This window comes from Streptococcus oralis SK304 (assembly GCF_000287715.1).
Classification (GTDB): Bacteria; Bacillota; Bacilli; order Lactobacillales; family Streptococcaceae; genus Streptococcus; species Streptococcus oralis_Y.
The window spans coordinates 492,538-515,896 of record NZ_ALJN01000016.1 but is presented as its reverse complement, the minus strand read 5'-3'; the positions used below and the strand labels follow the sequence as shown (position 1 = coordinate 515,896).

Annotated in this window: 28 protein-coding genes; 26 read left to right on the top strand and 2 right to left on the bottom strand. The window is 37.5% G+C overall.

Annotated elements, in window-relative coordinates:
* Window positions 1–24 precede the first annotated feature (24 nt).
* Complete coding sequence (gene mnmE / locus HMPREF1125_RS09390) at window positions 25–1,398, bottom strand: tRNA uridine-5-carboxymethylaminomethyl(34) synthesis GTPase MnmE (protein WP_000632740.1); 1,374 nt, start codon at window positions 1,396–1,398, stop codon at window positions 25–27.
* A 134-nt stretch (window positions 1,399–1,532) separates the two neighbouring features.
* Entirely contained in the window at window positions 1,533–1,715 is a 183-nt protein-coding gene (locus HMPREF1125_RS09385; protein WP_001117401.1) for a 4-oxalocrotonate tautomerase, read from the bottom strand.
* Between the two features lie 122 nt (window positions 1,716–1,837).
* Between HMPREF1125_RS09385 and HMPREF1125_RS09380 the strand changes: the two genes are divergently transcribed.
* The 26 genes from HMPREF1125_RS09380 (at window position 1,838) to HMPREF1125_RS09260 (ending at window position 23,245) form a co-directional block, all read left to right on the top strand.
* The gene (locus HMPREF1125_RS09380; protein ID WP_000068130.1) at window positions 1,838–2,428 is read left to right on the top strand and encodes a thymidine kinase; all 591 of its coding nucleotides are present in this window, start codon (window positions 1,838–1,840) and stop codon (window positions 2,426–2,428) included.
* Window positions 2,425–3,504 (top strand): peptide chain release factor 1, encoded by a 1,080-nt coding sequence (gene prfA / locus HMPREF1125_RS09375; RefSeq protein WP_001028815.1) that lies wholly within the window; start codon window positions 2,425–2,427, stop codon window positions 3,502–3,504. Before HMPREF1125_RS09380 ends, prfA begins: the two co-directional genes overlap by 4 nt.
* Window positions 3,504–4,340 carry a peptide chain release factor N(5)-glutamine methyltransferase gene (prmC, locus tag HMPREF1125_RS09370; protein ID WP_000761882.1) on the top strand — a complete coding sequence of 279 codons (837 nt, stop codon included), beginning with the start codon at window positions 3,504–3,506 and terminating at the stop codon, window positions 4,338–4,340. The genes prfA and prmC overlap by 1 nt, the downstream gene beginning before the upstream one ends.
* A complete protein-coding gene (locus HMPREF1125_RS09365) occupies window positions 4,324–4,926 on the top strand; it encodes an L-threonylcarbamoyladenylate synthase (protein ID WP_000969311.1) in 603 nt (200 codons plus the stop codon). The genes prmC and HMPREF1125_RS09365 overlap by 17 nt, the downstream gene beginning before the upstream one ends.
* 1 nt (window position 4,927) lies before the next feature.
* Window positions 4,928–5,359 carry a GNAT family N-acetyltransferase gene (locus tag HMPREF1125_RS09360; protein ID WP_000942950.1) on the top strand — a complete coding sequence of 144 codons (432 nt, stop codon included), beginning with the start codon at window positions 4,928–4,930 and terminating at the stop codon, window positions 5,357–5,359.
* A gap of 58 nt (window positions 5,360–5,417) precedes the next feature.
* Window positions 5,418–6,674, top strand: coding sequence for a serine hydroxymethyltransferase (gene glyA / locus HMPREF1125_RS09355; RefSeq protein ID WP_000575498.1), 1,257 nt, complete (start codon window positions 5,418–5,420; stop codon window positions 6,672–6,674).
* A gap of 7 nt (window positions 6,675–6,681) precedes the next feature.
* Window positions 6,682–7,656, top strand: a complete 975-nt coding sequence (locus HMPREF1125_RS09350; protein WP_000356108.1) for a nucleoid-associated protein — start codon at window positions 6,682–6,684, stop codon at window positions 7,654–7,656.
* Window positions 7,656–8,258: a lysozyme family protein gene (locus HMPREF1125_RS09345; protein WP_025172354.1), complete on the top strand. Its 603-nt coding sequence runs from the start codon at window positions 7,656–7,658 to the stop codon at window positions 8,256–8,258. The genes HMPREF1125_RS09350 and HMPREF1125_RS09345 overlap by 1 nt, the downstream gene beginning before the upstream one ends.
* 86 nt (window positions 8,259–8,344) lie before the next feature.
* Window positions 8,345–9,319: a DUF1002 domain-containing protein gene (locus HMPREF1125_RS09340; protein WP_001227380.1), complete on the top strand. Its 975-nt coding sequence runs from the start codon at window positions 8,345–8,347 to the stop codon at window positions 9,317–9,319.
* Between the two features lie 74 nt (window positions 9,320–9,393).
* The gene (gene rlmD, locus HMPREF1125_RS09335) at window positions 9,394–10,752 is read left to right on the top strand and encodes a 23S rRNA (uracil(1939)-C(5))-methyltransferase RlmD (RefSeq protein ID WP_000914606.1); all 1,359 of its coding nucleotides are present in this window, start codon (window positions 9,394–9,396) and stop codon (window positions 10,750–10,752) included.
* Between the two features lie 299 nt (window positions 10,753–11,051).
* On the top strand, window positions 11,052–12,293 hold the full coding sequence (locus HMPREF1125_RS09330; protein ID WP_230454490.1) for a GmrSD restriction endonuclease domain-containing protein: 1,242 nt from the start codon (window positions 11,052–11,054) through the stop codon (window positions 12,291–12,293).
* On the top strand, window positions 12,290–13,009 hold the full coding sequence (locus HMPREF1125_RS09325) for a hypothetical protein (RefSeq protein WP_000033727.1): 720 nt from the start codon (window positions 12,290–12,292) through the stop codon (window positions 13,007–13,009). The genes HMPREF1125_RS09330 and HMPREF1125_RS09325 overlap by 4 nt, the downstream gene beginning before the upstream one ends.
* 368 nt (window positions 13,010–13,377) lie before the next feature.
* Window positions 13,378–14,136 carry a hypothetical protein gene (locus HMPREF1125_RS09320; RefSeq protein WP_000525912.1) on the top strand — a complete coding sequence of 253 codons (759 nt, stop codon included), beginning with the start codon at window positions 13,378–13,380 and terminating at the stop codon, window positions 14,134–14,136.
* A gap of 105 nt (window positions 14,137–14,241) precedes the next feature.
* Window positions 14,242–15,105, top strand: coding sequence for a diacylglycerol/lipid kinase family protein (locus HMPREF1125_RS09315; protein WP_230454493.1), 864 nt, complete (start codon window positions 14,242–14,244; stop codon window positions 15,103–15,105).
* A 63-nt stretch (window positions 15,106–15,168) separates the two neighbouring features.
* A complete protein-coding gene (locus tag HMPREF1125_RS09310; protein ID WP_001086576.1) occupies window positions 15,169–15,660 on the top strand; it encodes a nucleotidyltransferase domain-containing protein in 492 nt (163 codons plus the stop codon).
* A 281-nt stretch (window positions 15,661–15,941) separates the two neighbouring features.
* Entirely contained in the window at window positions 15,942–16,262 is a 321-nt protein-coding gene (locus tag HMPREF1125_RS09305; RefSeq protein WP_000168526.1) for a TfoX/Sxy family protein, read from the top strand.
* 415 nt (window positions 16,263–16,677) lie between these two features.
* The gene (locus HMPREF1125_RS09300) at window positions 16,678–17,421 is read left to right on the top strand and encodes a CPBP family intramembrane glutamic endopeptidase (RefSeq protein WP_000134966.1); all 744 of its coding nucleotides are present in this window, start codon (window positions 16,678–16,680) and stop codon (window positions 17,419–17,421) included.
* 162 nt (window positions 17,422–17,583) lie between these two features.
* Window positions 17,584–18,390, top strand: a complete 807-nt coding sequence (locus HMPREF1125_RS09295) for an alpha/beta hydrolase (protein ID WP_000668470.1) — start codon at window positions 17,584–17,586, stop codon at window positions 18,388–18,390.
* 11 nt (window positions 18,391–18,401) lie between these two features.
* Window positions 18,402–18,530, top strand: a complete 129-nt coding sequence (locus HMPREF1125_RS12630) for a hypothetical protein (RefSeq protein WP_000900001.1) — start codon at window positions 18,402–18,404, stop codon at window positions 18,528–18,530.
* Window positions 18,531–18,634: 104 nt separating this feature from the next.
* On the top strand, window positions 18,635–19,252 hold the full coding sequence (locus tag HMPREF1125_RS09290; protein ID WP_000572153.1) for an SAP domain-containing protein: 618 nt from the start codon (window positions 18,635–18,637) through the stop codon (window positions 19,250–19,252).
* 40 nt (window positions 19,253–19,292) lie between these two features.
* Entirely contained in the window at window positions 19,293–20,147 is an 855-nt protein-coding gene (locus HMPREF1125_RS09285; RefSeq protein ID WP_000900025.1) for an ADP-ribosylglycohydrolase family protein, read from the top strand.
* Between the two features lie 46 nt (window positions 20,148–20,193).
* Window positions 20,194–20,760, top strand: a complete 567-nt coding sequence (locus HMPREF1125_RS09280) for a hypothetical protein (protein ID WP_000234993.1) — start codon at window positions 20,194–20,196, stop codon at window positions 20,758–20,760.
* Between the two features lie 105 nt (window positions 20,761–20,865).
* Window positions 20,866–21,108, top strand: a complete 243-nt coding sequence (locus HMPREF1125_RS09275) for a hypothetical protein (RefSeq protein WP_000781504.1) — start codon at window positions 20,866–20,868, stop codon at window positions 21,106–21,108.
* A 262-nt stretch (window positions 21,109–21,370) separates the two neighbouring features.
* Window positions 21,371–21,757 carry a hypothetical protein gene (locus HMPREF1125_RS09270; RefSeq protein WP_000814114.1) on the top strand — a complete coding sequence of 129 codons (387 nt, stop codon included), beginning with the start codon at window positions 21,371–21,373 and terminating at the stop codon, window positions 21,755–21,757.
* Window positions 21,758–21,802: 45 nt separating this feature from the next.
* Window positions 21,803–22,684, top strand: coding sequence for a diacylglycerol/lipid kinase family protein (locus HMPREF1125_RS09265; RefSeq protein ID WP_001033742.1), 882 nt, complete (start codon window positions 21,803–21,805; stop codon window positions 22,682–22,684).
* Window positions 22,685–22,723: 39 nt separating this feature from the next.
* Window positions 22,724–23,245, top strand: a complete 522-nt coding sequence (locus HMPREF1125_RS09260; RefSeq protein ID WP_000721627.1) for an RDD family protein — start codon at window positions 22,724–22,726, stop codon at window positions 23,243–23,245.
* The last annotated feature ends 114 nt before the right edge of the window (window positions 23,246–23,359 follow it).

Genomic DNA, 23,359 nt, shown 5'->3' with positions numbered 1-23,359 from the left:
CATGACCGAACGATCATGGATTTCTTATTTTCCTAAACAGAATTGGCTAAAGAGTTGGGTAATGAGTTCATCTGGAGCAGCATCTCCAGTGATTTCTCCGAGAATTTCCCAAGTACGGGTCAAGTCAACTTGAAGCAAATCAACTGGCATCCCTAGTTCAAGACCTTCATTAACTGCTTGTAGGCTTTCAACTGCCTTCTCAATCAGAGAAATATGACGGGCGTTGGACAAGTAAGTAGCATCTTGCTCGACCAAACCAGCATTTTCAAAGAAGAGGTTGTTAATACGCTCTTCAATCTTATCGATATTTTGATTTTTAAGAACTGAAATACGAATGACATTTTCAGGGAGTTCAGAAGTTTCAATCGTTTCCGGCAGGTCAGTTTTATTGAGTAGAATAATGCGATTAGTATCCTGACTGATTTCTAGGAGTTGGCGGTCTTGGGCGGTTAGTGGTTCACTGGCATTTAGAACCAGTAGAACCAAGTCAGCTTCCTTGAGGGCTTTTTTCGAACGCTCAACACCGATTTGTTCGACTATGTCATCTGTTTCACGGATACCAGCTGTATCAATCAATTTGAGAGGTACACCATTGATGTTGACGTATTCTTCGATGACATCTCGAGTAGTACCAGCAATGTCAGTTACGATGGCCTTGTCTTCACGCAAGAGGTTGTTGAGAAGGCTGGATTTTCCAACGTTGGGACGGCCGATGATAGCTGTTGAAATACCTTCACGAAGGATTTTACCGCGACGAGCTGTTCTAAGGAGGTTGGTCAAGAGTTGTTCAAATTCCTTAGTTTTCTCCCGGACAACGGCTGTAGTAGCTTCCTCAACATCATCATACTCAGGATAGTCAATATTGACCTCGACTTGGGCAAGCGTATTGAGGATTTCTTGCCGAGTATTGTTAATGAGATCAGAAAGAGAACCGTCCAATTGTTTGACGGCGATATTCATAGCCTTGTCAGTCTTGGCACGGATGATGTCCATCACCGCCTCAGCCTGTGTCAAGTCCACACGACCGTTTATAAAGGCACGCTTGGTAAATTCACCAGGTTCTGCTAACCGAGCCCCTTCACGGATAGCTAGCTGAAGAATTTCATTGGTGACGGCAATCCCACCGTGGGTGTTGATCTCGATAATATCTTCACGAGTGAAGGTCTTTGGAGACTTCATAGCACCAATCATAACCTCGTCCATAACCTTGCCAGTTTGAGGGTCAACGATGTGGCCATAGTTAAGCGTGTGGCTAGCAACCTTACTCAGGTCTTTTCCTTTAAAAATCTTTTGCGCAATGGCAAAACTATCTGTTCCGCTCAAGCGGACAATACCAATGGCCCCTTCACCTAGTGGAGTAGAGATAGCAGCGATGGTATCAAATTCACGTGTAATCATACTAATTCCTTTTGTATTTCTTTTATAGGATATGGTATCCAAGCATCTCTTCAAATTGTAACAAAATTAGACTATTTCTTCAACGGATGCTACTTGGAGATTGAAAAAGCCTAAGCGAAATTGCTTAAGCTAGTTTATTTGGTGCGCATTTCCCCTTGAGGAAAGTAAGTTCCTTCTGGCATGTCGTTGATGATGACATGAACGGCTGATTGAGGTGCTCCAGTGTTACGGACAACAGCTTCCGTTACTTCCTTAGCAAGAGCTTTTTTTTGCTCTAAGGTGCGTCCTTCAAATAAATCGATGCGTACAAATGGCATAATAGCTTCCTCCACTAGTTTTTGATTTCTTCTATTTTACCACATTTTGCCGTTTAAAGCTTCAGAAAATTATGATATACTAGAATGTAGCAAAAATTTAGAAATGGACGTAAAATAGAAGCATGGCACAGTTGTACTATCGTTATGGGACTATGAACTCAGGTAAAACGATTGAGATTCTCAAGGTAGCCTATAACTACGAAGAGCAAGGAAAGGGTGTTGTCATCATGACCTCTGCTCTGGATACGCGTGACGGCGTTGGCTATGTATCCAGCCGAATCGGTATGAAACGCCCAGCCATTGCGATTGAGGAAACGACGGATATCTTTGGTTATATCCGAGACTTACCTGAAAAACCTTACTGTGTGTTGGTCGATGAGGCCCAGTTTCTCAAGCGTCACCATGTTTACGATCTAGCTCGTGTTGTTGATGAGCTAGACATACCTGTCATGGCTTTTGGTTTGAAAAATGACTTTCGAAATGAATTGTTCGAAGGTTCAAAATACCTCTTGCTCTTAGCAGACAAGATTGAAGAAATCAAGACCATCTGTCAGTACTGTAAGAAAAAGGCGACCATGGTGTTGCGAACTCAAGATGGTGTGCCAGTCTATGATGGCGAACAAATTCAGATCGGTGGCAATGAAACCTATATCTCAGTTTGCCGTAAACATTATTTTGCCCCTGAAATCAATAAGGAGAATAAAGAAAAATGAACATCTATGATCAACTACAAGCTGTAGAAGACCGTTATGAAGAATTAGGAGAATTGCTCAGTGACCCAGATGTCGTCTCAGACACCAAGCGTTTCATGGAGCTTTCGAAAGAAGAGGCTTCTACTCGTGATACGGTAACTGCCTACCGTGAGTACAAACAAGTCCTTCAAAATATCGTTGACGCCGAAGAGATGATTAAAGAATCAGGCGGAGATGCGGACTTGGAAGAAATGGCCAAGCAGGAACTCAAAGATGCTAAGGCAGAAAAAGAAGAATACGAAGAAAAACTAAAAATCTTGCTCCTTCCAAAGGATCCAAATGACGACAAGAATATTATCCTTGAAATTCGGGGAGCAGCGGGTGGTGACGAAGCGGCGCTTTTCGCTGGAGATTTGCTAACCATGTACCAAAAGTATGCTGAAGCCCAAGGCTGGCGCTTTGAAGTCATGGAAGCTTCTATGAACGGTGTCGGTGGTTTCAAAGAAGTGGTTGCCATGGTTTCAGGTCAATCTGTATATTCTAAACTTAAGTACGAATCAGGTGCCCACCGTGTGCAACGTGTCCCTGTGACAGAAAGCCAAGGCCGTGTCCATACATCAACTGCGACAGTCCTTGTCATGCCTGAAGTGGAAGAAGTAGAATACGATATTGATCCAAAAGACCTTCGTGTTGACATCTACCACGCATCAGGTGCTGGTGGACAGAACGTCAACAAGGTTGCGACTGCTGTTCGTATCGTTCACTTGCCAACCAATATCAAGGTTGAGATGCAGGAAGAACGTACCCAGCAGAAAAACCGTGAGAAGGCTATGAAGATTATCCGTGCGCGTGTTGCTGACCATTTTGCTCAGATTGCTCAAGATGAACAAGACGCTGAGCGTAAGTCTACTATCGGTACTGGTGACCGTTCAGAACGTATCCGTACTTACAATTTCCCACAAAACCGTGTCACAGACCACCGTATTGGCTTGACCCTCCAAAAACTAGATACCATCTTGTCAGGTAAATTGGATGAAGTGGTAGATGCCTTGGTTCTTTATGACCAAACACAAAAATTAGAAGAATTAAACAAATAATGAAATTAGCTCAATTATTTTCAGATTTTGAAGAAGAGTTGATAAGACAAGGAGAGGAAGCAGAAAGCCTCTCTTTTGTCTATCGTAGCTTAAAAAGTCTCTCATTTACGGACTTTGTCTTTGTCCTCCAGCAGGAGGTAACAGAGGGAGAAAAACAATTTGTAGAAGAAATTTTCCAGCAGTTAGCGGCCCACAAACCAGCTCAGTATATCATTGGTCACGTAGATTTCTTTGGAATGCAGTTAAAAGTGGATGAGCGGGTTTTGATTCCTCGTCCAGAAACAGAAGAGTTGGTGGAACTCATCCTCACAGAAAATCCTGAGGAAAATCTTAAGATTCTAGATATTGGGACTGGAAGTGGAGCCATAGCTCTTGGATTAGCTAAAAACAGACCAGGTTGGTCAGTGACGGCAGCGGATATTTCCAAAGAGGCCTTAGAGCTTGCATCAGAGAATGCTAGAAATCAAAATCTTAATATATTTTTTAAAAAATCTGATTGTTTTGCAGAAATTTCTGAAAAATATGATATAATTGTATCCAATCCACCCTATATCTCTCGTGAAGATGAGTCAGACGTCGGTTTGAATGTTTTGCATTCGGAGCCTCATCTAGCTCTCTTTGCAGATGAGGATGGCCTAGCTATTTACCGCAGAATTGCGGAAGATGCAAAAGACTATCTCACAGATGGTGGTAAGATTTACCTTGAAATTGGATACAAGCAAGGTAAAAGTGTTCCTGCGCTTTTTAAGAAACATTTTCCTGAAAAACGAGTACGAACACTCAAGGACCAGTTTGGTCAAGATAGGATGGTTGCCGTTGATGATGGACAGGATTAGACAAGAATTGAAAAAGGGTGGGGCAGTTGTCTTACCTACCGAGACAGTTTATGGTCTCTTTGCCAAAGCTCTGGACGAAAAAGCAGTGGACCATGTTTACCAACTCAAACGTCGTCCCAGAGACAAGGCGCTTAACCTCAATGTTGCCTCTCTAGAAGACATCTTGCACTTTTCAAAGAATCAGCCAACTTATCTACAAAAACTTGTAGAGACCTTTTTACCGGGTCCCTTGACCATCATTCTCGAAGCCAATGACAGAGTTCCCTATTGGGTCAATTCTGGACTTGCAACGGTGGGATTTCGGATGCCGAGTCACCCCATTACACTGGATTTGATTCGAGAGACAGGTCCTTTGATTGGGCCGTCTGCCAATATTTCGGGTCAGGCGAGTGGAGTGACCTTTGCTCAAATTCTAGAAGATTTTGACCAAGAGGTTTTGGGTCTGGAGGACGACGCTTTTCTAACCGGACAGGATTCGACGATTTTGGATTTGTCTGGAGACAAGGTGAAAATCTTACGCCAGGGGGCAATTAAACAAGAAGATATACTTGCTCAGTTGCCAGAGATTTCTTTTGAGGAGGAATGAGATGCTCAGAGATTTGCAAGAAACAGATGTGAATGCTATATGTGAGATTAACCAAGAGGCTTTGGGCTACTCTTTTAGTCCAGAGGACACAGCTAGTCAACTAGCTAGATTATCTCAGGATCCACATCATTTCCTACTTGGCTATGAGGATGAAGTCAGTCATATCTTGCTTGGATATGTCCATGCTGAGGTCTATGAATCCCTCTATTCTAAAGCAGGATTTAATATCTTAGGCTTAGCAGTTTCACCTCAAGCACAAGGGCAAGGTATCGGTAAAATCTTACTGCAAGGGTTGGAGAAAGAAGCAAAAAGACGTGGCTATGAGTTTATCCGCTTAAACTCTGCTGATCATCGTCTGGGAGCTCATGCATTTTATGAAAAAGTTGGTTATACTTGTGATAAAGTGCAGAAACGGTTTATTCGCATCTTTTAGTTTCTTTTCTTATTGGAAAAAAACTAAAGGACCAGTCACACTATAAAGGAGAAGACCTATGATTTTTGACAAAGATGATTTTAAAGCATACGATGCTGATCTCTGGAATGCTATTGCCAAAGAAGAAGAACGCCAACAAAACAACATTGAGTTGATTGCTTCCGAAAACGTGGTTTCCAAGGCTGTTATGGCAGCTCAAGGGTCTATCTTGACAAACAAATATGCCGAGGGTTACCCAGGACGCCGTTATTATGGTGGAACTGATGTAGTAGACGTGGTAGAAACTCTAGCTATTGAACGCGCGAAAGAAATTTTTGGTGCTAAATTCGCCAATGTCCAACCTCACTCAGGAAGCCAAGCCAACTGTGCGGCTTACATGGCCTTGATTGAGCCTGGTGACACTGTAATGGGAATGGATTTGGCAGCAGGTGGGCACTTGACTCACGGAGCTCCTGTCAGTTTCTCAGGTCAAACCTACAACTTTGTTTCTTATAGTGTGGATCCTGAAACGGAACTCTTGGACTTTGATGCTATCTTGAAACAAGCCCAAGAAGTAAAACCAAAACTAATCGTAGCTGGTGCTTCAGCCTATTCTCAAATTATCGACTTCTCAAAATTCCGTGAAATCGCAGATGCTGTTGGGGCTAAGCTTATGGTCGATATGGCCCATATCGCTGGTTTGGTGGCAGCTGGACTTCATCCAAGCCCAGTACCATACGCTCATATCACTACAACAACGACCCACAAAACTCTTCGTGGACCGCGTGGTGGCTTGATCTTGACAAATGATGAGGACCTAGCTAAGAAGATCAACTCAGCTATTTTCCCTGGTATTCAGGGTGGTCCTTTGGAGCATGTTGTCGCTGCTAAGGCTGTTTCCTTCAAAGAAGTTTTGGACCCAGCCTTCAAGGAATATGCTGCCAATGTTATCAAAAACAGCAAGGCTATGGTTGAAGTCTTCTTGCAAGATCCTGATTTCCGTATCATCTCAGGTGGCACTGAAAACCACCTTTTCCTAGTAGATGTGACTAAGGTTGTAGAAAACGGAAAAGTTGCTCAAAACTTGCTGGATGAGGTTAATATTACCCTAAATAAAAACTCAATCCCTTACGAAACCTTGTCACCATTCAAGACAAGTGGGATTCGTATCGGATCTGCAGCCATCACTGCACGTGGATTTGGTGAAGAAGAAAGCCGTAAAGTGGCTGAACTCATCATTAAAACCCTTAAGAATGCAGAAAATGAAGCTGTCTTAGAAGAAGTGAGAAGTGAAGTCAAAGCGTTGACAGATGCCTTCCCACTATACGAGGACTAATACTTTTATGGACATTTATATTAAGAAAGCTATTATCCATCAGTTCAGCCCAGATGATACCGAGTTGTTTCTAGCGGATAAGTTTCTCAATATCACTCCAAAAATCGAAGAATACTTGCGCAAAAAAATCGAACGCGTGTATTCAGATGAAGCCAAGACTGGGATTTTCGAAGAAGAAAATCCCTTCTTCAATCACATTACTGACGATTTGTTGGAGACATCAGTAACACTGGCTAATCTCTGGAAAGAGGAGTTCAGCATTTCTGAAAATCTCAAGACCAATGACTTGGTTTTTGTTCAGTTTTCTAAAGAAGGCGTTGAACATTTTGCTTTCTTGCGAATTGCCCTGCGTGAGACCTTGACCCACCTCGGTGGAGAAGTTGACAATCCAATCAAGCTAACTCAGAATAACCTGCCTGGATTTGGAACGGGGGCTGATGAGGCCTTGGTGGTCAATCTTCAAAGTCGCAAGTACCACCTCATCGAGAAACGCATCAAGTACATTGGGACTTTTTTGAACTACTTTTCAGAAAATCTCCTAGCTGTTGCCCCTAAGATTTCGCCAAAGAAATCCATCAAGGAACTGGAAAAAACAGCCCAGAGAATTGCAGAGTCCTTTAACACAGATGATTTTCAATTCCAATCCAAGGTCAAATCAGCGATTTTCAACAATCTGGAAGAAAGCAATGAATTGTCACCCGAGAAATTGGCTAATGACCTTTTTGACAACAATCTGACGGCTCGTTTGAGCTTTATTGACCAAGTCAAGGAAGCCGTACCAGAACCAGTCCAATTCGATGAAATTGATGCCAGTCGTCAGCTCAAGAAATTTGAAAATCAAAAACTTTCCTTGTCAAACGGAATTGAACTCATCGTTCCTAATAATGTATACCAAGACGCAGAATCTGTTGAGTTTATCCAAAATGACAATGGAACCTATTCTATCTTAATCAAAAATATTGAGGATATTCAAAGTAAATAATGTTTAAATTTATAAGAAGAATGCTAGTGCTAGCAGTCCTCCTTTTTACTGGATACAAAGCCTATCACATTCGTCAGGATGTAAAGCAAGTCATGACCTACCAACCTATGGTTCGGGAAATCCTCAGTGAAAGAGATACTCCCGCCAATGAAGAGTTGGTACTCGCCATGATTTATACCGAAACGAAAGGAAAAGAGCGGGATGTCATGCAGTCTAGTGAGTCTGCTAGTGGCGCTACCAATACCATCAATGACAACGCCTCCAGTATTCGTCAAGGTATTCAAACTCTAACAGATAACCTCTATCTGGCTCAGAGCAAGGGGGTAGATGTCTGGACCGCTGTTCAAGCCTATAATTTTGGACCTGCCTATATAGACTTTATCGCTCAGAATGGCAAGAAAAATACACTAGCACTGGCCAAGCGTTATTCCCGAGAAACAGTCGCTCCAATCCTTGGGAATACCACGGGGAAGACCTACACCTATATCACCCCTATTTCTATCTTTCATGGAGCCGAACTCTATGAAAATGGAGGAAACTATTACTACTCCAGACAGGTACGTTTTAACCTTTATATCATGAAATTCTTTAATTTCTTCTAAACATCTGGTTTTACCAGGTGTTTTTCACTATAAGCTTTCTTTAAGATTGTTTTATTACCCTAGAAAGGTAAAGGAGGGAATACCCTATGAGAAAGAAATTCTTTCTAACAAGCGCTGCAGTTTTGTGGGCAGCAACAGCTATGACTAGTGTCCACGCAGCAACCGATGTTCAAAAAGTAATCGATGAAACCTATGTACAACCTGAATATGTTCTTGGCTCTTCACTAACGGAAGACCAGAAAAATCAAACACTTAGAAAACTTGGCTATGACGCATCGAAAGATACCAAAGATATCAAAACCATGACACCTGATATCTATTCGAAAATCATGAATGTGGCTAATGATGCTAGTTTACAGCTCTATTCGTCAGCCAAGATTCAAAAGCTAGGTGATAAATCACCTCTAGAGGTCAAGATTGAAACGCCTGAAAATATCACCAAGGTGACGCAGGATATGTACCGTAACGCAGCAGTTACCTTGGGAGTGGAGCATGCCAAAATCACAGTTGCAGCTCCTATTCCAGTTACAGGTGAGAGCGCTCTAGCTGGAATTTACTACTCGTTAGAGGCCAATGGTGCTAAAGTTCCGCAAGCCAATAAAGATCTGGCTCAAGAGGAGCTAAAAGCCTTGTCCGATATCAATGCTGAAAACAAGGACAAGTCAGGTTACGATGCCAATAAGCTCAATGCGGCTATGACAGATATCAAGGCAGGAATCGCAAAGGCAAAAGAAGCCAAAGGTAATTTGATAGAAGAGGATGTTCGCAAAATCGTTGAAGACACGCTAAAAAACTACAAACTCGATCAGGTTATAACAGGAAATCAGGTCAATATCATCATCAATTTTGCACTTAATCTCTCAAAGAGTGACATTTTGAACAATGCTGATTTCACTAAAACTCTAAATGACCTCAAGGAAAGCATCGTTTCCCAAGCTGGAGATAGTTTTAAAAATATCAACCTCAACTTTGATGCCAATAAAGCGCTAGAAGAGGGGGGCAACTTTTTGAGCTCCCTTTGGCAAGCCATTGTCAACTTTTTCAAGAGTTTTGGTGCTTAGGTCATTTCATGATATAATAGATGGTAACAGAAATGTTGCCGTCTTTTTTTGTCGGCCGATAGAAAGTGAAAAATATGTTAAAGAAAAATGATATTGTAGAAGTTGAAATTGTTGATTTGACCCATGAAGGTGCTGGGGTTGCTAAGGTGGATGGTTTGGTTTTCTTTGTAGAAAATGCTCTACCAACTGAGAAAATCCTCATGCGTGTCCTTAAAGTTAATAAAAAGATTGGCTTTGGGAAGGTTGAAGAATACCTTGTTCAGTCACCTCATCGTAACCAAGACCTTGACCTAGCTTATCTACGCTCAGGTATCGCTGATTTGGGGCATCTTGCCTATCCAGAGCAGCTCAAGTTTAAAACCAAGCAAGTCAAAGACAGTCTCTACAAGATTGCTGGCATTGTAGATGTAGAGGTTGCTGAAACGCTCGGTATGGAAAATCCTATCAAGTACCGAAATAAGGCTCAGGTGCCCGTTCGTCGAGTGAATGGTATCTTGGAAACGGGCTTTTTCCGTAAGAATTCGCATGATCTCATGCCACTCAAAGATTTCTTTATCCAAGATCCGGTGATTGATGAGGTAGTAGTAGCCCTACGTGACTTACTCCGTCGTTATGATTTGAAACCCTATGATGAGAAGGAACAGTCTGGCTTGATTCGTAACCTCGTTGTGCGTCGTGGGCACTATTCAGGACAAATCATGGTTATTTTGGCGACCACTCGTCCGAAAGTTTTTCGTGTTGACCAATTGATTGAACAACTAATCAAGCAGTTCCCAGAGATTGTGTCTGTCATGCAAAATATCAACGACCAGAATACCAATGCGATTTTCGGCAATGACTGGCGGACACTGTACGGTCAAGATTACATTACCGACCAAATGTTGGGAAATGATTTCCAAATCGCTGGCCCAGCCTTCTATCAGGTCAATACTCAAATGGCTGAGAAACTCTATCAAACAGCTATTGACTTTGCGGAGCTAAGAAAAGATGATGTTGTTATTGATGCCTACTCAGGTATTGGAACCATTGGTTTATCAGTCGCTAAGTATGTCAAGGATGTTTATGGTGTAGAGATCATTCCAGAAGCAGTTGAGAATAGCAAAAAGAATGCCCGACTAAACAATATCTCAAACGCCCACTATGTCTGCGACACAGCTGAAAATGCCATGAAGAAGTGGCTCAAGGAAGGTATTCACCCAACCGTTATATTGGTCGACCCACCACGCAAGGGCTTGACCGAGAGCTTTATCAAAGCAAGCGCTCAAACAGGAGCAGACCGCATTGCCTATATTTCCTGCAATGTCGCAACCATGGCGCGTGATATCAAACTCTACCAAGAGTTGGGATATGAGTTGAAGAAAGTACAGCCGGTGGATTTGTTTCCTCAAACGCACCACGTCGAGTGTGTGAGTTTGTTAGTGAAACGTAGTTAATCCTCAAAAGGCTCCCCGAACCTTTTGAGTTCCACAGACGCACCATGTTGAGGCGGTAGCACTGCTTGTACGAGCTGAGGCATCAGCGAAGTATAATTAAAAAATAGTTTATACTATTACAAATAAGAATGAGTTTGTTGCAGTTTATTTTTAGATGGACTAAGACAGAATTATAGAGATTGTTACTGAGAGATTGCAGTTGTTTTATGGTATAATGTATATTAACAGATATTTTGTGATTGATAAATAGAGAGGATTATAAGATTATGGAGAATAAAGTATACTACGGAGAATACTCTTTGGACTATTGGATTGAATTAATTCTGTCAAAAAACATTATACTGCCCGATTATCAAAGAAATTTTTCATGGGACGAGACTAAAAGAGAAAAATTGATTACTTCTCTTAAAAATAAGGAATTTGTTCCTCCTGTAATTATTGGTTCATTTACAAAAAATGGTTTGAAGGAAAATATTTTAATTGATGGACAACAAAGGTTAACTAGTATTTTATTGTCTGTTTTGGGTTTTTTTCCAGACCGTGAAACCTATAAAAAGCATTCAAAAGATAAAGTCAGAAAATATATTGATGAAAATGACGATTTTGCAGGTGAAACAGATTCCTCCACTGATGTCATTAATTGGACATTTAATGATTTACTCATAGAAGATAATTTAACAATTTCAAAAATAAAATCAACTTTAGAAAAGGATGAATATTTCAAAGCGTTGAATAATGATAATGAAATAGATAATTCTTTTTTGAAGAATACTTTTCTAGGATTTTCGTATCTTGTACCTAGTAATAGTCAAAGAGGGGATCAGCAAAGATATTATTCATCAGTTTTTAGAAATATTAATAGACAAGGAATGTCTCTTACTGGTCAAGAAAGTAGAGAAGCACTTTACTATTTAGATGAAAGTAAAACCAGTTTCTTTAAGCCTAAATTTATCAACCTTATTGAAGGGGAGTTATCTATTGATTTTATTAGATATTTATCAATTTTATCACAATATAAAAAAGAGGGCTCTGTTCAAAATTTATGTAGTGGGTTTGGTGGAAGAAAAGAAAAATTAGAGGAGTACTATGAAAATTATATCAATTTTATAATTGGTGATAAAAATATTAAGTATTATATTAGCTATGAAGAATTATTTAATACTAATGAACAACTACTCTCTTGTGAACAACCTCATTCAGGACGCTATAGCAAAATGAGTAATTTCATTAGTGATTCACCTTTATCCAAAAAAACTTTTGATTCTATTATTGATTGTGACTTGTATTACTTTGGTTTAATTTATTTAATAATATTCGAAAATAAGAATATTGATTTGGAAAAATGGTCGGACATAACTAAAAAAATTGAGAAATCAATAGAAGAATTTAAAGCACCATATCTTGATAAACAAGGCGTTCCAACATATGAGTTATCAAAAGCTGTATCAAGAAGCTTTCACCAGAAAAATCCATCTGCCTTAAAATATTTGCGTGAGAGAGTTGAAAAATCAATAGCTATTTATAGGGAGTTTGAGATATGAGTAAACATGAAGAATTTATTAACAGTCCTATTGAATCCGTTATGTTGGAAGGGATTTCTGCAATTACTCCTATCAATACAGGAATAGAAACATATCCTTTAAATGATTACTTGCTTAAGACAATTTTTTTACAAATGACAGGTTTTCAAGAACAAAAATTTAAATGTATTGCTTGGGAAATGGCTACTGAAGATTTTGAGTTTCGGAGAGTTTTTTTAAAAGATTATGCTTCCCAAGGTTTTTCTACTTATGATTCTAAAAAGTCAATTTATCAAAATCTAATGATTCTACTTGATAGGGGTGAACTATCTGAATCTGACAGAAAGTTGATAGTCAATGAATCCAAAGATATCATATGTAAAATTTTTAAGGAAAGTAATTTCCAATACTGGAATGGCAATACTTACATAGAATTCAAGGGTAATATAAAGAATAAAATTGGATATAAAGGCATTGCAAGAAAGGGGGAAGGTTACAATTTGCTAGAAAGCGAAGGGCAGAAAGTATATGATATGTTGTATCGACATAGAAATCGATTGGCCCATAATACGTTTTCATATCAACGTAATTTGCCTACATTACATGAATTAGAAAATAAGGAATTTGGGGATTCTAACTATTTTACATGGTTTTATATTTTGATAGTTATAGATAAAATTATGATTAAACTATACAATGAATTTAATCAAACAAATAAATCTCTTCTAGATATGTGATTTATTATTTCTAATAGAAAGTTTCGTTTTATAGTATAATTTCAAAAACAATTGTGGCAATTTCGTTCTATAGTTAGTTAGACTTCTATCACCACGCGTCGAGGCGGTATCACTACTTGTACGAGCTGAGGTATCAGTGAAGTAGAAGTAGATGTTTTGCCCATGGGATAGGACTCGTAGAATGAGGAGGGAAACCGACGAAATGATACGGTAAGTCCGAACCGCTGAATGTGTAAGCTTGTTAGAGAAACGTGTTTAATTCTTAAAGGATTTACAAATTCTTTTAAAATAATAAAAAAATAAGATTAATATAAACTTGGTTTTTAGGATACAGTTATAAAAAATAAAATTTATGAGGTGGTATAATAATGGGGATGACAAGTAATAAAGATGATATTTTTAAATTAACAGGATTAAATATAGGAAATGTTTATTTAGATAAAATAGAATATGCTCCTCAAATTAATGACGAAAGGATTTTAGACTGTGCTACAGGTAATTTCCATTTATATCCTGCTTTAGGGATTTCAGATGATGATGTTTCTTTATGGAAAAAATATTTTGATAAAGAAAAAAATATTTTTGACGAAGTAAAAAAACATTTATCAGTGAAATATGGATATGAATGTAAAATAGGCCGAGGAACTTTACAAGGTATTGCAGAAGATTATCCTTGTAACTTTTGCTTTAGGTATCTAGAGATTTCAAAAGGTAAACGGAAATTTATTCTTTTATTAAAGAAATTTTATATAGACGATGATGATTTTATTCATTGTGAGTATGGTGTTGTTCAGTTTTACTCGACTTTAGATAAAAACGGATATTTGAATGAATTTATTGGTAAGGGAGAAAAGGAAGAAATAAAACTCAAAAACAGTAAAGGTAAAGAATGTACTAAAAAGATCTTAATTCATTATCCTAGATATGATACGAATTGTAATTACAAGCATTTAAAGCTCTCAACAACAGAAAATAAAGTTAATATGTGTAGCCCTGAAGGGTTAATTATTGATTTGAATTTTATAAATTCTGACAATAAATATGATTTAAATTATTTTGTAGATAATGTCGTAAAATCGTTTAAAGATTATATAGATACAATTAACATTCTTTCAGATGATGATTGAATATATTATCAAATACAGTTTTTCAGAAATGTTAAACAACTATCTTAAAATTGTATAACTCTTTTACATTAATGAAAAGGAAAATCAATGAAAAAAGCAATGTAAATTATCAACCCTACTTCTGGTGGGGAAAAGGCTTTGGATTATAAGGTCAAGCTGGAGAATAAAGCCAAAGATTATTTTGAGCATGTGGAAACAAAAATTACCGAAAAAGCACTGGATGCAACACACTTTGCTGAGGAAGCGTCTCGTGAGGAGTACGATGCAGTGGTTGTTTTCGGTGGAGACGGGACTGTCAATGAAGTCATTTCGGGTATTGCTGAGAGAGACTACATTCCTAAGTTAGGGATTATCCCTGGTGGGACGGGTAACCTCATTACGAAACTGTTGGAAATCAATCAAGACATCGATGGCGCGATAGATGAACTCGATTTTAACTTAACCAACAAGATTGATATCGGTAAAGCAAATGATAACTATTTTGGTTATATCTTTAGTATCGGTTCTCTGCCTGAGGCGATTCACAATGTTGAAATCGAGGACAAGACAAAATTTGGTATCCTTGCCTATGCTGTAAATACAATGAAGTCTGTCATGACGGATCAGGTCTTTAACATTAAGATTGAGACAGAAAATGGAAATTATGTTGGTGAAGCTAGTCATGTTTTGGTTCTCTTGACAAATTACTTCGCTGATAAGAAAATCTTTGAAGAAGACAAAGATGGCTATGCTAATATTTTGATTCTAAAAGATGCTTCTATATTTTCTAAATTATCTGTTATTCCTGACTTACTAAAAGGAGATGTTGTTGGCAATGATAATATTGAGTATATCAGAGCGCGTAATATTAAGATCTCTTCAGATAGTGAATTGGAGTCAGATGTTGACGGCGATAAATCGGATAACCTACCTGTAGAAATCAAAGTCCTAGCTCAGCGAGTAGAAGTATTTTCAAAACCGAAAGAGTAGAAGGTAAAAATTAGTTTATCTCTCACAGAGAAATAAAGTTTCATATCAACGATTGGAGGAGGAATGAATTCTCTATTTGATGAATTTCGAACAATTTGTTCTCATTTAAACCAAGTCGGAATCACTCCGACGCTCATGGGGTCTTTGGGTTTTGAATACCGTTCAAATGAAGAATGGCAGCCGTCCGACATTGACATTCATGTTCCTGGAGATCCTAGAGGATGGGAAGCACCTGATCATCTCAGAATTTATGACTGGGACAAGATAATGAAAGTGATGAAACACTTAGGCTATGCCTTAATAGATATTCATGAGCATGAATTCCAAAAAGATGGTCTGAGTGTTGAGTTTGGAAGTATTGATTCTTTACCTGATTTTGCAGGAGTTTCGGAATCAGATATAGAGCTTATTCACATTGAAGGCATCACTTTTCGTCTTCCAAGTCTGGAGCAGTATCTAAGTATTTACAAAGCTTCTTCTCAAGACTCCTATCGAAATGATCACAATAACAACAAGGATTTTAAAAAGATCGAGTGGCTGGAAAGACATTTGTAAATTATCATATGAAAAGTAGTAAGTTGTAAGACTGGCTGCTATGTTATTTTTATTATCATTTTTATTGGTTATATAGTTTATACTATATTGGCGAGTACTAGAATTAGTAATGAAAAGCAGGTGGAAAAATTGTAAAAGAGCCACAGGTACTTTTCTGGAGTGGATATCACGCATATTTTTCGGATTTAGATGGATATTATTGGGAAGTTTCTTGGGGACCCAATTTTCAATTTTATGAAAATGGACTATTGAAATTTTAGTAATTAAGGGAGATAGCAAAAATGGCTTCAAGTAAAGAATATTTAGATTTCATTTTAGAACAATTGTCCGAGTTGGAAGAAATATCATATAGAGCAATGATGGGTGAGTATATAATTTATTATCGAGGGAAAATCATGGGTGGAATTTATGATGATAGATTTTTAGTGATGCCTGTCAAATCTGCAATAGCGTATATGCCGAATGTAGAATACGAATTGCCGTATGAAGGTGCAAAGGAAATGCTATTGGTAGATGATGTTGACAACAAAGAATATTTAACCGGCTTATTTAATTCAATGTATGATGAGTTACCTGCACCAAAACCAAAGAAAAAGAAATAATCAAATCTCAGTTTATCTAGGTAATACCATTTAACGATAACCTTATGCTATCGTTAAAAAGTTTATAGAACAGACAAGACTACCTGGCATAATTAGTGTTAACTCGTTTCATGCTGAGTCCTTACCACTGCTTGTCCGAGCTGAGGCATCAGCGAAGTAGAAGTAGATGCTCCCGCCTATGGGATAGCTGACGTAGAGTAAGGAGTTTACGACGAAACGATACGGTAACAGCGAACCGCTGAGTGTGTAGCTTTGCTCGTAAAAGCCTAGAAAGCTTGGTATGAATCAATAATGAAGAGCCTTGATTGTAAGGCTTTTTTGTATTTTTGTGATAGAATATAGGTAGTTATAATCGAGAGCAACTAAGAAGCAGTAAAAATATTATTCATAAAATAATCAAGATAAGGGCGATAAAATGACAGAAATTGACAAAAAGAATTTAAAAAATTATCTTTGTTTTACATTTGGAATTACTTATATAGCTTGGGGGCTTCTTGCCATATTTACACAATCTTATATTTTGGGATTAGAGACATTTATAGGAAGAATATTACATATAGTTGGTGCACTTGGACCAGCTATTACAAGTGGCTTTTATTTGAAAAGGAATAATATAAAATTTAAACATTTTGTATTTACAAAAAGAAAAAGTAGTAGTATTTATTTCATTATTCATTTGTTAGCAATTTTGATACTATTTTCTGTCTCTTCCTTAGAATTAAATGAAGTATCAATTTATCTGATGCCACTATTCTTTATTCAATTAATTTTTTTTGGTGGCGGACATGAAGAATTAGGATGGAGAGGTATACTACAACCTTTACTTGATAAAAAATATACTTATTGGCAATCTAATTTGATTGTAGGTTCAATCTGGGGAATTTGGCATCTGCCTTTATGGTTTATAGTTGGAGAAAGTCATCAAGGATTTCCTTTTATTTTATTTTTTATATATACATTATTTTTAAGTTTTGTTTTAGGGCTTCTTTATCGTCAAACGAAATCTGTGGGGTACTGTCTATTATTTCATGCGTTCGCAAATTTGTTAAATCTCTATTTTGTGTTAAAAATTAATCTTATTTTTATTATCATTTTTATTGCTTATTTGATTTATACTATATTGGCTAGTAATAGAATTTGTAAGGAAACAACATTTTAAAATTTAGATCAGGATATCCATATATCCATTATTGAAAGTAACGTGTGGTCATTCTAGATAATCAATGTTAGAGACTTTTCTATTTGATGAGGCATCACTGCTTGTTCAAACTGATTTAACAAGTATTTATCTAGTGAAAGTCCTACAGTAAGGAGTTTAAACATGAAATTCCATGAATTTGGTGATAAGAATTTGCCTCCTATTTTACTGATGCATGGTGGTGGCAGTTCTTGGTGGAATTATCTTCGTCAAGCACGAATCTTGTCAAAAGAATACCGTATTATTCTACCAACTTTGAATGGCCACGGCGAGGAATATCAACTTGATTATGTTTCTACTGAAGATTCTGCTTTGGAGATTCTAGACTATATCAAAGCAAACTGTGGTGGGAAATTGTTTGCAATCGGTGGTGTTTCACTTGGTGGTCAAATTGCCATGGAGCTTTTGTCTTTAGACAGTGAAATTGCTGAGAAGGCCATCATAGACGGAAGCCTCTGTATTCCTCAACCAAGGTTAGCTAAAATCAGCATCTTTCTAGTGTCTCTATTTGGTAAGTTGATGTTCAATAAATTCTCTTGCAAACTTCAGTTAAGCATGATGAACAAACTCTATCCTAAACTGGCTTATCCAGAGGAAATAAAAGCTTATTATTTGGAGGATTTGCCAAGGACGCCTGTCAAAACATTGGTGACCATTTACAAAACCTATATGGGGCATTACAAGCTAAAGGATACGATTTCTGCTAGTAAGTCGCAGGTTCTTTATATTTATGGTGAAAAAGAATTGAACTGGGTGAAAGCATCAGCGAAATTATTTCATCAGCTACATTCAAATACAATTTTGTATGAAGCAAAGGGCTATAACCACGGCTATTTATCAGCTTACCTGCCTCAAGAGTGGATTGATTTGGTAGTGCCATTTTTAAAGAGTGATTCATTAGAAATGTGTAACGAATCTGATATGCCATAAGGAGGAAACGGATGCTAGGAGCAATTATTGGAGATATTGTAGGTTCAGTTTACGAATGGAACAATATCAAAACGAAGGATTTTCCTTTATTTCGTGAGGATTGTTTTTTCACGGATGATACGGTAAGTCCGAACCACTGAGTGTATGAGCTTGTTAGAGAAACGTAGCTAATCCTCAAAATAAAGAAACTAAAACTCCATTATTTTGAGATGAAAACCTAAACTGTTTTTAAGGAGGTAAAATATTGATAGAGAACAGACCTAAGTTTGATGCAATCACATCGTTTGATGAGTTTAATAAATACTATTGGTATCGTGATGAACTTTCACAGATATGCAAGTCATTAGGGCTTGAATATAGATGTACAAAACAGGAACTCAATCATAATATTGAGCAGTACTTTAAGGGGAAATTGATTAAAAAATCAACAGTAAAAAGGAAAAAGAAACGAGTAGAAGTCCTTACCTTAGATACGCCCTTACTTGAATGTGAATTCTCCTTTAATGCAGACTTTAGAGAATATTTCTCAACTTTAACAGAGGTTTCGCCCTTTAAATTTACTGCCGATATGGCGACTGCTTGGAGAAAAGTAAAAAGCGACAATGATTTGAGTTTCACAATACAGGATATGCTAAAAGTTTATCATGGAAATTCAGATTATGCCAAGTATGATCATTCGGTTTGTCAATGGAACCAATTTCTAAAGGATTTCTGTGCAGACGAAAATAGTCACAATTACTCGAATAAACTAAAAGTAGCTTCCATCCTTTGGAAAGAAGTTAGAAATTCAAGTAATGAAAAAATTTATTCAAAAAATCTTTTTACTGAATATGCTGATAGAATAAACGAGTATAGGAAGTAGAAAAATCAGTCTAAACCAATAGTTTACAAGGAGGAATCTTATGCTTGGAGCAATTATCGGAGACATTGTAGGATCTGTTTACAAATGGAACAATATCAAAACGAAGGATTTTCCTTTATTTCGTGAGGATTGTTTTTTCACAGATGATACTGTCATGACCTGCGCTGTTGCTGAGGCTATTATGAATGGTGGTCACCAGGATGACTTTATTGATGCTATGAAGAAATACGGCAAGTTGTATCCCGATGCGGGCTACGGTGCTCGGTTTAGTAGTTGGATCAATAGTGACAATCGTGAGCCTTATAATAGCTTTGGAAATGGATCTGCTATGCGTGTTTCTCCATGTGCTTGGGTCATGGACTGCGGTTTTTGTGCGAGAACTGGTATGACGCCATCAACTAGAGAGCTTGCACGACTTTCTGCAGAAGTCACCCATAATCATCCTGAAGGTATCAAGGGAGCCATGGCGACAACTGATGCGATCTTTCTGTGTCTTTATTACTTTGGAGGTTATTGTGGGGATTATGAGCAACCAATCAACGGCAATCCTACAGAGTGTAAAAGACGAATAAAGGAATACATCGAGAAAGAGTATGGGTATAACCTTTCTCAATCTCTAGATGACATCCGTCCTACGTATCGTTTCAATGAAACCTGTCAGGATACAGTACCTCAGGCCATCATTGCATTTCTTGAAAGTACAGATTTTGAAGATGCGATTCGAAATGCGATTTCCCTTGGTGGGGATAGTGATACTCTCGCTGCAATTACAGGTAGTATAGCAGAAGCAGCTTATGGAATTCCTGAGTGGATCAAGGACAAGGCCTATAGCTATCTCGCTGAACCTTTGAAAGAGTTGCTTAGACGATGGGAAGAAACGGTTGTAATAAAATAATAGATAGGCGTTATGCGGACCGATACTGAATGACGGAGGGTTATCGATGGTTATATTGGAATTGTACCAAAACAATTATTCAAAGGATTTAGTCTTATTTGAGACTTTAGAAGAAGGACGGGAATTTGTAACTCAAATCCCTGGGTATACATTAGAAAACGAAGATGGTTTTGAAGTGGAATATTTTAATTCAAAAAATCTATCGGATTATATGGAGATTGTCTTTAACGGAAATATTGTCCCTTTATCTAGGTTTTCGTTTAATTCTGAGGAAAATGTGGACATTATTTGGAAAGAGGTTTCGAATCTATCCTTTAAAAACGATAAAGTGATCGAAGGAGCTACAAAAGTAGACGCGTATGTCGTTAACAACGATGAAGTGAAAGCTTATGTCGAAGCCAGAGAAGCAAACTTCCGCAAGGCAAAAGCTTTCTTAGAAAGCAAAGGGTACGAAGTCGACAGAAGCTTTTTCGGAAGTGAAGACGGTGAAGCGATTATCTACAGAAAACGCGACACCGAAGATTGGCACTTCCTATGTCACTTAGACCCGTTGTTTGTAGAGATTGAAGATGTCGAAGGATATGTGAAAGAAGCGATGGAAGATATTCAATAGTCAACCAAAGTTCTTTGTGAGTGTATGCCACTGCTTTAGTAGACGGATTGAGCAGTAAAGAGAAACATCTAGCACTATCTAGCTTCTTAAGGAGAAATATCTATCATGAAAATGGAAATCGGGAAAACCTATCTGGTAAAAAAAGATATTTTTGGTTTAACAAAAGATGAACTTTGGACCTTAGTTGACAAGGGTTATCAGGCTTATTTTGGTGAACATAATTTCGTATTTGTCAATGATGATAAAGTGAAGGTATTTGCAGTTTTGAAAGATGGTTCAGAAGAAGATATGCAAATCTACCATCATCTGGATGACTATTTTGAAGAAGTTAATCGTGAAAATTTCTAAAGAATGCGAGAAGAAAGTTGTATCTGTGAGTTTTAAATTTTGCTTAGCCCCAATCTATCACTACCAAGTACAGGGAATTAATTTTGGGATAGACGTCCTTACAGAGGTTTTTCCGATTATCAAAAAGATCTAGACTGAGACAAAGGTAAGGGCCCGCTGGTTAGGTCTTTTTTTCTGTTTATGTAGTATAATAAAAGGTGTAGGGATTCAATTTTTTAATAGGATTATTCTAAGAACGAAAACATCTAGAAAGAGAAAAAATATGAAGCAATCACTTGAATTTTTAAGAGAAAGAATCACCGATAAGATGCCCTTAGAGGAAATAGTAGCAATCTTTGAAGACTTGTGTCGTCAGCCTATTGAGGATGAGATGATTTTATTTGAAACAGGGACATTTACAGCTATATCTGATAAGCCAATGTTTCAACTATCCTTAGTAAGACAAGCTTCAAATGAAGATGAAGAGTTTTATCAGGTTCACCTCGATATTTTCTATGAAGCATGTCAAGAGAATGAAATATTTCATGAATCGATCTGGGATGAAGATTTAGAGGAAAATATCTTTGATTACATTAGAGATTCAGAGGTGTTTGCCTATGCTAAAGAGCAGGAATACCAAGCGGTCAAAATTTATATGGACCAAACTTGAGATGGTTAGTTAAAGTAAGAAAATCTAATGACAGGAGAACAATAAATGAATAAAATTATGGTGATTATTAATCCAACATCTGGAGGTGAAAAAGCTCTGGATTATAAGGTGAAGCTGGAGAATAAAGCTAGAGACTACTTTGATGATGTAGAGATTAAAATTACGGAAAAAGCGCAAGACGCAACAAACTTCGCTGAAGAAGCTTCTCGAGAGCATTATGATGCTGTTCTTGTTTTTGGTGGAGATGGGACCGTCAATGAAGTAATTTCTGGTATCGCTGAAAAAGACTATATTCCTAAACTGCCGATTATCCCAGGGGGAACTGGAAATCTCATTACGAAACTATTAGAAATCTCTCAGGATATTGATAGTGCTATTGATGAGCTTGATTTCAGTTTTACAAACAAGATTGATATTGGAAAATCAAATGGAAATTATTTTGGTTATATCTTTAGTATTGGCTCTTTGCCAGAAGCTATCCACAACGTTGGGATAGAAGATAAAACAAAGTTTGGTATGCTCGCCTATGCGATTAATACCATGAAGTCTGTGGTTACAGATCAAGCATTTAACATTACAGTTGAGACTGATAATGGTAATTACATTGGCCCAGCCAGTCATGTTTTAGTTCTCCTCACAAATTACTTCGCTGACAAAAAAATCTTTGATGAAGACAAGGATGGTTATGCTAATATTTTGATTCTAAAAGATGCGTCAATTCTTACTAAATTGTCAGTTATCCCTGATTTATTAAAAGGGGATGTTGTCGTAAATGACAATATCGAGTATCTTAAAGCTCGACATATAAAAATCTCTTCAGATAGTGAATTGGAAACGGATGTTGATGGTGACAAATCCGATAATCTACCTGTAGAAATCAAGGTACTAGGTCAGCATATCGAAGTCTATTCTCAACCGAAAGAATAAAACTTTTGAAAAGAATAGTAGATAACAAAGGAGGAGATGATGAAGAAGATTTTAGCAATTAATTCTATTTCGTTTAAAAAAAGAATGATTGAATTACTATTTGATTATCTTTTCATTCTAGCTTATTTAGCACTTCTGTTTTTGGGTTATATGCTTTTTTACACTATTTTTTTTGATGGTATTCCAGAGTTTACAGAAATTCAGTCGCAGTGTCTTGTATTTTTTACCTCTGTTTTGCCAATCATTCTACTTTTTACATTCTTAGATTATACAAAAAATGGGAGTTTCGGGAAGGCGAAAGCAGGACTTCAATTGGTTTACAAGAAAAAAACAGTGCAAGCTAGCTTGCTTAGAAACACCATTAAATTTTTTCCTTGGCAAATAGGTCATATGGGCACGATACATGGTTTCTATAGTGAGTTTGATTCCTTATCTATTATTCTCTCGTTTTTAGCTACTCTCCTCGCAGTTGTCCTACTTGTAATGATGGTTTTCAGGAAGGATAAGCGACATCTAGGTGACCTTATAGCACATACACAGGTACAGCTAAAAGGTGACTAAAATTAAAGATTTCATAGATATTTCACTTATTAGGGACGTGCTGTGTGCCAGCTTCCTTTTTAATGATTTAAAATCTACTTTATTCAGCAAAATGCTTGGACTTAAAATAAATTT